This is a genomic window from Olsenella profusa DSM 13989, from assembly GCF_030811115.1.
Taxonomy (GTDB): domain Bacteria; phylum Actinomycetota; class Coriobacteriia; order Coriobacteriales; family Atopobiaceae; genus Olsenella_F; species Olsenella_F profusa.
In genome coordinates, this window is the sequence record NZ_JAUSQK010000001.1 from 164,228 (window position 1) to 176,547 (window position 12,320).

Genomic DNA, 12,320 nt, shown 5'->3' on the forward strand with positions numbered 1-12,320 from the left:
TCGCCGCAGGGAGGAAGGGGGACAGCATGGCGTTTCCACGTGACTTCCTATGGGGCGGTGCCGTGGCGGCCCACCAGCTCGAGGGCGCCTATGCCGAGGGCGGCAAGGGACTGTCCACTGCCGACGTCATGATGGGCGGTGCCCACGGCGTTCCCCGGAAGATCTGTCCCGAGGGGCCCGTCGAGGGGGCATGGTACCCCAACCACGAGGCGATCGACTTCTACCACACCTACAAGGAGGACATCGCCCTCTTCGCCGAGATGGGCTTCAGGTGCTTTCGCACGTCCATCAACTGGACGCGCCTGTTTCCCGAGGGCGACGAGGCCGAGCCGAACGAGGAGGGCCTGAGGTTCTACGACGACCTCTTCGACACCCTGCTGTCCCACGACATCCAGCCCGTCATCACGCTCTCGCACTTCGAGATCCCCCTGGGGCTCTGCACCAGGTATGGCGGCTGGAGGAACCGCAGGCTCATCGACCTCTTCGCGCGCTACGCCACGACCTGCTTCGAGAGATGGCACGACAAGGTCACGTACTGGATGACCTTCAATGAGATCGACAACCAGTTCGCCGCACAGAACGACGTGTTCTCATGGACGAACTCGGGCTATCTCACCAGTGGGGAGACCGACAGAAAGCGCACTATGTATCAGGCCTCGCACTACGAGCTGGTGGCGAGCGCACAGGCCGTGGCCGCCGCCCATGCCATCGACCCCACGCTCAAGGTCGGTTGCATGTGCTCGAGTAAACTCACCTACCCCTTCAGCTCGAACCCCGATGACGTGCTGCTCGCCGATGACGAGAATCACGCCATGTACCTCTACACGGACGTCCAGGTGCGTGGCACCTACCCAAACTACGCGCGCAGGCTCTTCGAGCGCGAGGGCTATGACCTGGACATAACCACCCAGGACCTCTCGGACCTCAGGACCGGCACCGTGGACTACATCGGTTGGTCCTACTACATGAGCCACACCGTCAAGAGCGATGCCGAGCATGACATCTCGAGCAACATCGATACCAGCAGCCATGTGGTCAAGAACCCCTATCTCAAGGAGACCGAATGGGAGTGGACCATCGACCCCACGGGCATGCGCATCCAGCTCAAGCGCCTCGACGAGCGCTACAACGGCATCCCGCAGTTCATCGTCGAAAACGGCATCGGCATCGTCGAGACCCTGGATGAGCACGACACGGTCGAGGATGATGCCCGCATCGACTACCTGCGCTCGCACATCAAGCAGATGAGGCGCGCCGTGGAGGAGGATGGCGTCAACCTTTTGGGCTACACGCCCTGGGGCTGCATCGATCTGGTCTCGTTTGGCACGGGCGAGCTGCGCAAGCGCTATGGCTTCATCTACGTGGACAGAAACGATGACGGCACGGGCACGGGCAGGCGCTTCAAGAAGAAGAGCTTTGACTGGTACAGGCGGGTCATCGCATCCAATGGTGAGGTTCTCTAGGCTCACGCGCTCCTGCCGCATCCGCGGCACCACTGCACCCCATGGTCCCCGACATCACGAGCGCAAGGAGGTGATTTCATGTCAGACAACATTGCACAGGACAACGAGGAGCTCTCGTTCGGTCTCATCGCAGCGTCCGGTGCCGCTCGCAGCCTTTCCTTCGAGGCGCTCAAGGAGGCCCGCAACGGCAACTTCGACAAGGCGGACGAGCTCATGAGACAGTCCCAGGAGACGTTCGTCTCCGCGCATGACACACAGACGCAGCTGCTCACGCGCGAGGCGCAGGGCAATCACATCCAGCTCGACGTGATTCTCGTGCACGCCCAGGACCATCTCATGACATCGATGCTCGCCCAGGAACTCATCGTTGAGCTCATCAACCTGTACAGGACCAAGCAGGACAAGCAGTGACAACGCGTAAATGATGGATGACAACCGAGGAGGTCAGAACGATGAAGGTGCTGCTCGTATGCGCCGCAGGCATGTCAACGAGCATGCTCGTCAAGAAGATGAGGGACTACGCCAAGGACAAGGGCGTCGACCTTGACATCGATGCGCGCCCCGTGGGCGAGCTCAAGGATGGCGAGGGTCTCGATGCGGTCCTCCTGGGACCCCAGGTCTCCTATCAGAAGGACAACGTGGTCAAGAAGGTGGGCGACACGCCCGTGGGCGTCATCCCCATGCTTGACTATGGCCGGCAGAACTGCCCGAACATCTTCAAGCTGATTGACGAGCTCACGTCCAAGTAGCAGATGCGACAGCGCATGCAGGAGGATTCGATGGCACGGAAACTGAACGGGAAGGTAGAGCGGTATGCACGAGAGCGTCAGCGGATGGGTGCACGCAGCAGTCGCTACCTGCTGATACGCTATGGCGGTGCCGTCCTCTTCTTCCTTGACCTCTTCTGGGCCATGCTTCTGGGCTTCTATCGGACCCCCCTGCTGCTGCTTCCTGTGGCGGGCGTTGCTGGCAACATAGTGTCCGCCATGGAGGTGACCGCGGCCTTGGATGGCACGCGGGAACGCCTCCCCAAGACCAAGGTCGTCCTTGAGGCATCCGGCGTCTGCATGCTGCTCGTCGCGCTCCTCATCCCACTCGTGGGCAAGGAGCCGCTCTTCCCCTTCCTGTCGTCCTCCCTCGTTGCGGAAGTCCCCTGCATTGGCGCCTTGCTGCTTCGTGTCCTCCTCTTACATAGGGCGAACCAGATCAGCGCCAGAAGCGACAGGAAGTATCAGACCTATCGCAAGATGCTCTGACACGGTTCTGCCCCTCGAAAGGAGGTAGCTATGTTCAAGCTCCTGGAAAAGTATCTCATGGGTCCCATGCAGAAGTTCTCGATGTACAAGCTCGTGCGCGCCATCACGACGGCGGGCATGGCGTCCATCTCCTTCACCGTCGTGGGCTCCATCTTCCTGATCCTGTCCATCATCCCGCAGGTCTTCCCCGCGCTTGCAGGGGTCTTTGCCGCATCGTTTGACAAGATCACCGACCTCTATATGCTCGGCTACTACGCCTCCGTCTCCACCATCGCCATCTACTTCCTCATCGCGACGACCCATGAGTACGCCAGGATATTCGCAGATGAGGACGACGTGGACGTCAAGCCACTCAATGCCGTGCTGCTGAGCGTCTTCATGCTCTTCATGCTCATGCCTCAGCTGCATTTTGCCGATGGCATCATTGCCTGTGTGACGACCGTCGCACAGGATGAGTCGGGCAGCTATGCGGGCAGCATCATCAATGGTTGGTCCATTGCCGGCAGCGGCATCGAGAGGCTGGGCGCCATCGGCATCTTCGAGGCCATCATCGTTTCGTGGGCGTCCGTGCGCCTCTATGTGCTGTGCGTCACCGAGCACATCGTCATCAAGCTGCCCGACGTCGTGCCCGAGGGCGTTGCCCGCTCGTTCACCGCGCTGATTCCCGCCCTGTTCATCGCGCTGGTCTCCATGCTCGTCCAAGGCCTGCTCGCTGTTCTGGGCACCGACTTCTACCAGCTTATCTCCATTCCATTCGGCTTCGTCGTCAACCTCACGAACACCTGGTTGGGCATCCTGGTCATCTACTTCCTGATCCATGCCCTCTGGCTGGTGGGCATCCACGGCGCCACCATCGTCACGTCCTTCCTGCAACCCATTGCCCTGGCAAACTTCGCCTCCAACGCCACGGGTGCCACCAACTACGTCTGGGCCGGCGAGTTCAACAACTCGTTCGTCACGGTCGGTGGCTCCGGCGGCACGCTGCTCCTGACGTTCATGCTGCTCTTCCTGGCCAAGTCCGAGCAGCTCAAGGCCATCGGCACGGCCGAGGTCGTTCCCGCCATCTTCAACATCAACGAACCGCTGCTCTTTGGTCTGCCCATCGTGTATAATCCCGACCTGGCCCTCCCCTTCTTCCTCGCCCCCATGGCCGAGGCGACGATCGCCTACTGGGCCATCACGCTCAAGATGATCCGCCCGGTCATGGCGAACATGCCGTGGCCCACTCCCATCGGGATCGGCGCCTTCATATCGACCGGCGGGGACTGGCGTGCCATCATCGTCGCCATCCTCTGCGTGCTGGCCGCAGGCGCCGTGTACCTCCCGTTCTTCAAGCGCTACGATGCCAAGCTATACAAGGAGGAGCAGGAGAAGCTTGCAGGGAACGAGGCCACCGAGGCCGCTGCCTAGCACGACTTGAGCCCACGCCCCCCCATCCTCCGGCACCTGTGGCAAGCATCGCCGCCCCGTCCTTACGGCCTGGGCGGCGATGCTGCATGACATGTCCTTGGCGATGCGAGGTCAGGTCCTTCCCGTGGGAGACGGCGCGAGGCCGTCCGCACTAGCCCACGTCCTCGCCGTTGCTGGCAATCACCCTCTGGTAGTAGTAGAAGCTGTCCTTGCGGGTGCGGTGCAGGTCTCCCGTGCCATCATCGTGCTTGTCCACGTAGATGAAGCCGTAGCGCTTGCGCATCTCGCCCGTACCGGCGGAGACCACGTCGATGGGCCCCCACCAGGTGTAGCCCATGAGGTCCACGCCGTCCGCCACGGCCTCGCGCATGGCCTTGATGTGGCTGCGCAAATAGTCGATGCGATAGGGGTCGTGGATGCGTTCCTGGCCATCCTCGACGACCACCTCGTCATAGGCACCCATGCCATTCTCCACCACCATAAGGGGAATCTGGTAGCGGTCGTAGATCTCGTTGAGCGAGAAGCGCAGCCCCTCGGGGTCGATCTGCCAGCCCCAGTCCGTCTGCCTGAGGTAGGGGTTCTTGCCGCCCAGGGACATGTTGCTACCAGTCTCCTCGATGTCCCCGTGCGTGCCCACGACGTTGCTCATGTAGTAGGAGAAGGCGTAGAAGTCGACGGTGCCTTCACGCAACAGCTCCTCGTCGCCAGGCTCCATCCTCACCTGGATGCCGTTCTCCTCCCAGAAGCGCCTGGCATAGCTGGGATAGGAGCCGCGCACCTGCACGTCGGAGCAGTACCAGTTCATGCGGCGCATCTCCGCCTGATTGGCCAGCTGGTCGGCGGGATCGCAGGTGGCTGGGTACGTGAGTATGAAGCAGTCCATGTTGCCCATCCTCACCTCGGGATAGTGCTCGTGCGCATACTTCACCACCTTGGCCGAGGCGACGAACTGATTGTGCAGGGCGTTGTAGCGCTCGTTGATGTCGTCGCGCACATCGGCCGCGGTGCCCGTGAAGCCCTTGAGCGTGCCGAGCGAGAGCGTGACGCCCATCTTCATGGTGCCCGTGTTGATCTCATTGAACGTGAGCCAGTACTTCACCTTGTCGTGCCAGCGGTCGAGGATGCACCTGCCATAGGTGAGGAAGAAGTCCACCAGGCGGCGGTCCTTCCAGCCATCGTACTTTGCCGCCAGGTTGTAGGGCAGCTCGTAGTGGCTGATGGTCACCAGGGGCTCGATGTTGTGCTCATGCAGGCAGTCGAACACCCTGTCGTAGAACGCGAGGCCCGCCTGGTTGGGCTGTGTCTCCTCGCCCGTGGGAAACAGGCGCGCCCAGTTGATGGACATGCGGAACACCTTGAAGCCCATCTCGGCAAAGAGGGCTATGTCCTCCTCGTAGTGATGGTAGAAGTCCGTTGCCTCCCAGCTGGGATAGAGGGCATGGGGATCAAACTGTGCATCGATCTGACGCGGCGTGTTGACATCGCCGCCACGCATGTGGTCGGGCACCGAGGCGCCCTTGCCGTCCACGTCCCATGCGCCCTCGTACTGGTTTGCCGCCGTGGCACCGCCCCAGAGGAACCCCTCCCGCATCTTCATGGCATCCTCACTCTCCCGTGCGCGCACGGCAGCCCATCTGTCGTGCGCAAAACGTCTTGTGGTTTCATAGTTACTAATTACCTGCTCGTTCACAAGCATATATGCCTATGATGGAACAGGATGAAACGCTCCGAGGAAAGGGGTCGCGGGATGATGGACGCCAACCTGCTCCAACGCGTCAGGCTGCTCGCACAGGGTCCCACGGGATCGAGGCACGCCATCGCACGGCTGCTCATGAGCGAGGGCTCGGGCCTCGGCGGGCTCACGATGGGCGAGGTGGCCCAGCTGAGCTACACCTCCAAGCCCTCGCTCGTGCGCTTTGCCCAGGAACTTGGCTTTACGGGATGGCGCGCGTTCGCGGACGCGTTCGTCGGCGCTGCACTTGCCCACGAGGAGCGCTCGCTCACTGGGCACAGCGTGGATCCCAACTTTCCGTTTGACGAGGACACGCCCATAGGGCGGCTCGCCACCAGCATCGCGCACCTGGAGGGGCATGCCCGGGGCTGCGTGCTGGATGCCTTGAATGAGGATGCCCTCACGGAAGCCGGGAGACGCATGACGGGGGCGCGCCAGCTGGTGTACTTCGGTGTCGCCCAGAACCGCTTCTTCGGGCAGAACCTCTCCTATCGCCTGCGGCAGATCGGCATGGACTGCCTGGTGCCCGAGCAGCATGACGCAGATCTGGTGGCGCATGGCATGGGTCCGGGGCACTGCGCGGTGCTCGTCTCGTACTCCGGGTCGGGCGAGCACAGGGCGCCGGCGGTCTTTCTACCCTGCCTCACGAGGCGCGGCGTTCCCTGCGTGGTCGTCACCAACTCAGGTGACAACTACCTGCGTCATCACTGCGACTGCTGCCTCACCTTCCCGCCCGAGGAGCACCTCTATAGCAAGATCGCGGGCTACTACAGCGAGACGGCGACGAGCTTCCTGCTCGACCTGCTCTTCTCGATGTGCTTCCGACAGCACTACGCCGAGAACGCCCAACGCAAGCTGGATGCCGTCATCGCGAACGAACGTCGCATGCAGGCGACCGACATACTGCCTGAGTGAGGGTGATGGGCATGACATGCTTCCATACGTGGTACGACTCGCCCCTCGGCAGGCTCTGCCTGTACAGCGACGGCACGAGCCTCATTGGCGTGGAGTTCGAGCAGAGCCGCCACCCCGGTCCCGCCACGCGCATGGCGACCGAGCGGCGCGCTGACGCCCCACCCTTTGGCAGCACACGCCGCTGGCTTGACGCCTACTTCGCAGGCGGGCGGCCGCGGCCGGCGGACATGCCCGTACGACTGCTGGGCACACCGTTCCAACGGCGCGTATGGCGACGCATTGCCTCCATCCCCTACGGGACGACCGTGACGTATGGCGAGATAGCCCGCGCGGTGGGCAGTGCCCCGCGCGCCGTGGGAGGGGCGACGGGACGCAACCCCCTGCCCCTGGTCATCCCCTGCCACAGGGTGGTCGGGGCCGATGGCAGCCTCGTCGGCTTTGGCGGTGGCATGCGGCGCAAGGCGTGGCTGCTCGGGCATGAGGGCCGCACCATGACGCGCCTCTCGGCCCCCGCGCGGGGGCCGGCACTCTAGACGGCAGGACCCGCCCGTCCGGATGCCCTGAGGTTCGTCCCCCCCTAGTACTTCGCCGCGATCCCCTTGGGATAGAGCGCCTGATAGCGACTGTAGGCGTCGTTGACACGTGCGAGATAGGAGGCCGTCTCGGCATACTGGATGTTGTCGGATATGTCTCCCCCGCCCTTCTGCCAGCCACTCACCTTGCCAAGCCCTGCGTTGTACGCCGCGACCGCCTCGTCGCGCGACCCCAGCGTGCGCTGAAGATAGCCCAGATATGCGACGCCATACTCGATGTTCACGATGGGATCCGTGAGCTTGTTGGGGTCATAGGTAGCCCTGTTCACCAAGCCCAGGCGCGCCACCTCGGCCGAAGTGGCCGGCATGAGCTGCATGAGCCCAACCGCCCCAGCACCCGAGCGGGCATTGGCATCCCAGCCGCTCTCGCACTTGATGACCGCACAGGCCAGATAGGGATCGACCCCCTGCTCCTTGCACGCCTGCTCGATGGTGTCCGCATACTTGACCGGGTAGACGAACGTGCGCGCCAACTGTGATGGCGCAACCGAAACGAAGGCATCGATTCCCAACGAGACAGCTCCGATGATGACCATGATGAGTATGGGAAGGGTGCGGTACCACCGAAGGAAGTGGGCGTCCCTGCTATCCATGCACATTGCTCCCCTGCTGTGTTTTGGCTGCGTTTGCGTCGTCTGCACGGCGTAGGCGACACGTGGGAGCCCAGGCGCTCAGCGTCCCACATGCGTGTCCCACCATAGTTGAACCTGTCTCAAAAGGCTATCGAGACTTCCTGCGTTTTCGATGATGGACGTGGCGTGACCCCTCAGATAGGCGTCGCTTGGCTGGTGGGCCCTACGCGCCAGGAAGTCCTCCTCGGTCATGCCGCGATCCAGGGCATGTGCCAGCCGCACGCCGGGCGGGCTCACCACACAGAGCACCTCATCGGCACGATCGAGCTGATCCTCCATGCGGTCGAGCAGGGGGACCTCCACCACGCACACGCGGGCCCCTGCTGCCCTCAGCTCCTGCAGGCGTCCGTCAAGCAGGCGCTTGATGTACGGCAGCTCGATGACCTCGAGCCTGTGGACGGCCTCTCCACTGGCGAAGGCGCGCGCTGCGAGCAGGGTGCGGTCGAGCGTCCCGTCAGGCAGAAGGAGGTCGCCCCCAAACACACGGACGACCTCCTTGAGACACGCGCTCTGGGGTGTCAGCACCTCACGTGAGAGCGCGTCCAGGTCTATACGCGCCGCCCCCAGGCGCTCGAGCTCACGAGCGACCGTCGACTTGCCCGAGGCGACGCCACCCGCAAGAAAGACTACGTACATGCCTGCATCCCTTCGCGGATGACCCGCTACGGCAGCGGCGCGCACCCCACTTGCTAGCTCTTGATCTCAAACTTCTGCTTGCACTGCGGGCAGGTGACGCGCAGCAGCCCCTTGCCCCGGGGAACGCGCACGCGCTGATGACAGTTGGGGCATATGCCATGCTTGTATGCGCGGGACTCCTGCCAGGCCACCACCGGGTCACGCAGCCAGGGACGCAGGGGGCCGACCGCAGAGCCAAAGGCATCGGCCTCCCTCTGGCGCGCGCCGCCATCGGTCGACAGCATGCGGAAGAGAGCGTAGGCCAACAGGAGCAGGACGATCACGCTCAGGAACATCCAGCGGCCGAACAGATTGATGATGAGCAGAATCACGGCCAGGCAGACCGCTGCATTGCTCAGCTCGTCCGCACCGTTGCGACCACGCATGAAGTCGCCCATCCCGCTGCGTGCGTCGTTACCGTTGTCCGCCATAGTCTCTCCTCCATTGGGGCGCCGCCCCACTCGCTCGGATGTGCTACTCCTGTTGTGGTACCCATTATGACAGTGCGGTGCGCGTCGTGCGCCAGACGCCTATGCCTCAAGCCCCGTGACAACCCTAGGACACATGCGCAACGGCTGTCCCTCGTTCACGGCAGGAGCTGCCAGAGAGGTGAGGGATCCTCCCATGACGCATACGACACTGCGTATGCCACAAGGACGGGCCGCCCGCAGGCGGCCCCGCTGGCGGTGCGCATGGCTGGGAAGAGGACTACTCCTCGGTGGCCGCTGCGGCCTCGGGCTCCTCGCCCTCAAGGGGCCTGACCTCAACCTCGACGCCCAGCGTCTCGGCGGCGGACTTCATGGACAGGGAGATGCGACGACGGTCGAGATCGATCTCCATGACCTTCACCTGCACCTTGTCGCCCACGGAGCACACCTGGGAGGGCTGGTCGACGTGCTTGTTGGCCATCTCGGAAATGTGCACGAGACCCTCGACACCGTCGCCGAGATCCACGAAGGCACCAAAGGTGACGAGCTTGGTGACGGTGCCCTCGACGATGGCGCCCACGGGGTACTTCTTGACGAGCGTGCGCCAGGGATCCTCGGTGGTCTGCTTGAGGCCGAGGGAGATGCGCTCGCGGTTGAGATCCACGTCGAGCACCTGCACCTCGACCTCCTGGCCGACCTTGACGACCTCGGAGGGGTGGTTGACGTGGTTCCAGGAGAGCTCGGAGATGTGGATCAGGCCGTCGATGCCACCGAGGTCCACGAAGGCGCCGAAGTCCACGATGGACGAGACGGTGCCCTTGAGGCGCATGCCCGGCTGCAGCTTGGAGAGGATCTCGGAGCGCTCGGCCTTGCGGGCCTCCTCGAGCACCACGCGGCGGGAGAGGACGACGTTGTTGCGGTTGCGGTCCATCTCGATGACGCGTGCCTCGATGCGCGTGCCCAGATAGGCAGTGAGATCCTTGACGCGACGGAGGTCGACGAGGGAGGCGGGCAAAAAGCCGCGCAGGCCGATGTCGAGAATGAGACCGCCCTTGACGACCTCGATGACCTCGCCCTCGACGTTCTCGCCCGCGTTGAACTTCTCCTCGACGCGGTTCCACGCACGCTCATACTCGGCACGCTTCTTGGAGAGGATCAGGCGACCCTCCTTGTCCTCCTTCTGGAGCACCAGGGCCTCGATGGTGTCGCCCAGGGAGACGATCTCGGACGGATCGACGTCCTTGCGGATGGAGAGCTCACGGACGGGAATGACGCCCTCGGACTTGTAGCCGATGTCGAGCAGGACCTCATCGTGCTCGATCTTGACGACGGTGCCCGTCACCAGATCGCCCTCATCGAAGTCAGTGATCGTACCGTCGATGAGACTGTTCATCTCCTCGTCGGACACATCATCCAGGGAGAAGATGGACGAGTTCTGAATCTCACTCAAAGGTGGACCCCTTTCGAAAAAACGGGGCCCCGGTCTACATGGTCGCTGCCTAGGGCGCTCGGCGATGGCGTTGCGCAATTGGAAACTTACATGCTCTCGGGGGCCAACAGAAACGGTTGTAGAGGCGCTTTGCCCATACATAGTGAATCATACCTTGTTGCATTTGCCCATTGCAAGGCCATGGGACGAAATTCCGTGACAGACGAATGCACGGCGGCAGCGAGTGCAGCCCTGCGCAGACGTGAGGCCTTGGGTCCTGTGGGTGCGATCTGCGGCGTGTGGGGCGTGTGGGTGCCATCTCCACCCGTGTGGGTGCCGATCGGTCCGTGTGGGTGCCTTTCTCCCGGGAGAGGCCAACAAAGCCCCAGTTCGCGAGAAGCCAGAACGGTAGATTGGCACCCACATGCAGGGAATGACACCCACACGCCGCGTCTGACAGCCACGGCTGATGCAATCGGACAGCCATGGCAGACGTGTCGTCATCACCGACGGCACGTTGTTGCGTTAGCATGGGACATCGTGCAGAGGAGGTGGAAGCCATGATCAAGGCCGTGCTCTTTGACCTGGATGACACGTTGCTCGACATCAACCTTGCTGCCTTTGTCGCCCGCTATGCGTTGGGCCAGGCGCGCATCCTCGCGCGCGCGACACGCACGCCCCTTCCCATAGCCAGCTGGGCCCTTGCACGGGCCTACCTTTCCATCGACAGCCAAACGCGCAGGGACGGCCTCATGAACGCCCAGCTCTTCGAGCGTGTGCTGTCCGAGCGCCTCGATACGGACGTGTCTGTGCCCGAGCTGCAGGATGCCCTTGCCTTCTACGACAGGCGGTGCGTGCCCCGCATGCGGGAGGGTCTCGTGTCGGCGCGCCCGCGCAAGGGTGGACAGGCCGTTCTCGATGCCGCCCAATCATTGGGCCTCACCGTGGCACTGGCAACGAACCCCTGCTTCACGCCGATGGTGGACAAGGTGCGCATCTCGTGGGCCGACCTCGACCCCACGCAGTTCGCTCGCATCTCACACCTGGGGAACTCCTCCCGCACCAAGCCCTCCGCCCAGTACTACCAGGAGTTTGTCACCCACCTGGGACTCACGCCCCAGGAGTGCCTCATGGTGGGAAACGACGCCTCGCGTGACTTCCCGCGACCAGCCTGCGGCCTTGCGACGGCCTACGTGGGCCACGGCTTCACGCGCAAGGGAGTGTACGCCGGCCACCTGCGCGAGCTGGCGCAACGTCTGCCCGAAGTCGTGGATCGACTCGATGCCGAGGCGACCCCTACGGACCCTTCCATATAAGGAGCCGGACGGTCGTCGCACCTACCTAGACGACGACGCGATAGCCCGCCTCGCTCACGACGCTGCGATAGGCATCGAGGTCGATGGGGGTCTTGGAGCGCACGTGCGCCGTGCGGCTGGACAGGTCGACCGTGGCCCACGTACCCGCGACGGAATCAAGGGCCCGCGCGACACGTGTGGCGCAGCTCTCGCAGCTCATACCCGAGATCCGTAGGTCCGTCACGTACGGGTAATGGCTCTCGTCCCGGTCCCTGACCCGTGTGGCCCTGAAGGCCCTGCCACCCCTCCTGTCACCCGAACAGCAGTCGCGCGTACCGGTGGCCGTGCCCACGATGCGGCGAATGCCCAGGATGACGATGGCTATGACGGCGGCGATGATGATGGCGTTGGCAAGCATGGTCTCTCCCTTGGCATAAGTTTGTCAAGGATTACTATACCCCTTCGGAAGGGAGTCCCCAACCCCTGTGACAG

14 protein-coding genes are annotated in these 12,320 nt (G+C 63.2%); 8 read left to right on the top strand and 6 right to left on the bottom strand.

Going from position 1 to position 12,320, the window contains the following annotated elements; genetic code table 11:
* Positions 1-26: 26 nt before the first annotated feature.
* From J2S71_RS00700 to celB, 5 genes are all read left to right on the top strand, one after another.
* Positions 27-1,463 carry a 6-phospho-beta-glucosidase gene (locus J2S71_RS00700; RefSeq protein WP_307388140.1) on the top strand — a complete coding sequence of 479 codons (1,437 nt, stop codon included), beginning with the start codon at positions 27-29 and terminating at the stop codon, positions 1,461-1,463.
* Positions 1,464-1,541: 78 nt separating this feature from the next.
* On the top strand, positions 1,542-1,874 hold the full coding sequence (locus J2S71_RS00705) for a PTS lactose/cellobiose transporter subunit IIA (protein WP_307388141.1): 333 nt from the start codon (positions 1,542-1,544) through the stop codon (positions 1,872-1,874).
* 17 nt (positions 1,875-1,891) lie between these two features.
* Entirely contained in the window at positions 1,892-2,212 is a 321-nt protein-coding gene (locus tag J2S71_RS00710; protein WP_307388142.1) for a PTS sugar transporter subunit IIB, read from the top strand.
* 30 nt (positions 2,213-2,242) lie between these two features.
* Positions 2,243-2,719, top strand: coding sequence for a hypothetical protein (locus J2S71_RS00715; protein ID WP_307388143.1), 477 nt, complete (start codon positions 2,243-2,245; stop codon positions 2,717-2,719).
* Positions 2,720-2,749: 30 nt separating this feature from the next.
* A complete protein-coding gene (celB, locus tag J2S71_RS00720; protein WP_307388145.1) occupies positions 2,750-4,129 on the top strand; it encodes a PTS cellobiose transporter subunit IIC in 1,380 nt (459 codons plus the stop codon).
* Positions 4,130-4,280: 151 nt separating this feature from the next.
* Here celB and J2S71_RS00725 read toward each other — a convergent pair whose 3' ends face one another.
* Positions 4,281-5,726: a glycoside hydrolase family 1 protein gene (locus tag J2S71_RS00725; RefSeq protein WP_307392361.1), complete on the bottom strand. Its 1,446-nt coding sequence runs from the start codon at positions 5,724-5,726 to the stop codon at positions 4,281-4,283.
* A 150-nt stretch (positions 5,727-5,876) separates the two neighbouring features.
* Between J2S71_RS00725 and J2S71_RS00730 the strand changes: the two genes are divergently transcribed.
* Together J2S71_RS00730 and J2S71_RS00735 are read left to right on the top strand one after the other, a co-directional pair.
* Complete coding sequence (locus J2S71_RS00730) at positions 5,877-6,776, top strand: MurR/RpiR family transcriptional regulator (protein ID WP_307388147.1); 900 nt, start codon at positions 5,877-5,879, stop codon at positions 6,774-6,776.
* A gap of 11 nt (positions 6,777-6,787) precedes the next feature.
* Entirely contained in the window at positions 6,788-7,309 is a 522-nt protein-coding gene (locus J2S71_RS00735) for a methylated-DNA--[protein]-cysteine S-methyltransferase (RefSeq protein WP_307388149.1), read from the top strand.
* A 44-nt stretch (positions 7,310-7,353) separates the two neighbouring features.
* On the opposite strand, the gene J2S71_RS00740 is transcribed toward J2S71_RS00735, so the two are convergent.
* The 4 genes from J2S71_RS00740 to rpsA form a co-directional block, all read right to left on the bottom strand.
* Positions 7,354-7,962, bottom strand: a complete 609-nt coding sequence (locus J2S71_RS00740) for a lytic transglycosylase domain-containing protein (RefSeq protein ID WP_307388150.1) — start codon at positions 7,960-7,962, stop codon at positions 7,354-7,356.
* Between the two features lie 78 nt (positions 7,963-8,040).
* Complete coding sequence (gene coaE, locus J2S71_RS00745; protein ID WP_021726709.1) at positions 8,041-8,637, bottom strand: dephospho-CoA kinase; 597 nt, start codon at positions 8,635-8,637, stop codon at positions 8,041-8,043.
* A 53-nt stretch (positions 8,638-8,690) separates the two neighbouring features.
* Positions 8,691-9,107: an Rcat domain-containing protein gene (locus J2S71_RS00750; RefSeq protein ID WP_021726736.1), complete on the bottom strand. Its 417-nt coding sequence runs from the start codon at positions 9,105-9,107 to the stop codon at positions 8,691-8,693.
* A gap of 277 nt (positions 9,108-9,384) precedes the next feature.
* Positions 9,385-10,554 (bottom strand): 30S ribosomal protein S1, encoded by a 1,170-nt coding sequence (gene rpsA, locus J2S71_RS00755; RefSeq protein ID WP_307388152.1) that lies wholly within the window; start codon positions 10,552-10,554, stop codon positions 9,385-9,387.
* A gap of 539 nt (positions 10,555-11,093) precedes the next feature.
* Here rpsA and J2S71_RS00760 point away from each other — a divergent pair.
* Positions 11,094-11,849, top strand: coding sequence for an HAD family hydrolase (locus J2S71_RS00760; protein WP_307388154.1), 756 nt, complete (start codon positions 11,094-11,096; stop codon positions 11,847-11,849).
* Positions 11,850-11,874: 25 nt separating this feature from the next.
* Here the strand turns inward: J2S71_RS00760 and J2S71_RS00765 are convergent, their stop codons facing one another.
* Positions 11,875-12,246, bottom strand: coding sequence for a heavy-metal-associated domain-containing protein (locus J2S71_RS00765; protein ID WP_021725189.1), 372 nt, complete (start codon positions 12,244-12,246; stop codon positions 11,875-11,877).
* Between the last annotated feature and the right edge of the window lie 74 nt (positions 12,247-12,320).

Bases quoted from the DNA above. Each gene is read 5' to 3' on its own strand.
- J2S71_RS00740 (WP_307388150.1), bottom strand. From the start codon at position 7,962: ATGGATAGCAGGGACGCCCACTTCCTTCGGTGGTACCGCACCCTTCCC.
- J2S71_RS00715 (WP_307388143.1), top strand. From the start codon at position 2,243: ATGGCACGGAAACTGAACGGGAAGGTAGAGCGGTATGCACGAGAGCGT.
- J2S71_RS00735 (WP_307388149.1), top strand. From the start codon at position 6,788: ATGACATGCTTCCATACGTGGTACGACTCGCCCCTCGGCAGGCTCTGC.
- J2S71_RS00710 (WP_307388142.1), top strand. From the start codon at position 1,892: ATGACAACCGAGGAGGTCAGAACGATGAAGGTGCTGCTCGTATGCGCC.
- J2S71_RS00760 (WP_307388154.1), top strand. From the start codon at position 11,094: ATGATCAAGGCCGTGCTCTTTGACCTGGATGACACGTTGCTCGACATC.
- J2S71_RS00700 (WP_307388140.1), top strand. From the start codon at position 27: ATGGCGTTTCCACGTGACTTCCTATGGGGCGGTGCCGTGGCGGCCCAC.
- celB (WP_307388145.1), top strand. From the start codon at position 2,750: ATGTTCAAGCTCCTGGAAAAGTATCTCATGGGTCCCATGCAGAAGTTC.
- J2S71_RS00725 (WP_307392361.1), bottom strand. From the start codon at position 5,726: ATGAAGATGCGGGAGGGGTTCCTCTGGGGCGGTGCCACGGCGGCAAAC.
- J2S71_RS00750 (WP_021726736.1), bottom strand. From the start codon at position 9,107: ATGGCGGACAACGGTAACGACGCACGCAGCGGGATGGGCGACTTCATG.
- coaE (WP_021726709.1), bottom strand. From the start codon at position 8,637: ATGTACGTAGTCTTTCTTGCGGGTGGCGTCGCCTCGGGCAAGTCGACG.
- J2S71_RS00765 (WP_021725189.1), bottom strand. From the start codon at position 12,246: ATGCTTGCCAACGCCATCATCATCGCCGCCGTCATAGCCATCGTCATC.
- J2S71_RS00730 (WP_307388147.1), top strand. From the start codon at position 5,877: ATGATGGACGCCAACCTGCTCCAACGCGTCAGGCTGCTCGCACAGGGT.
- J2S71_RS00705 (WP_307388141.1), top strand. From the start codon at position 1,542: ATGTCAGACAACATTGCACAGGACAACGAGGAGCTCTCGTTCGGTCTC.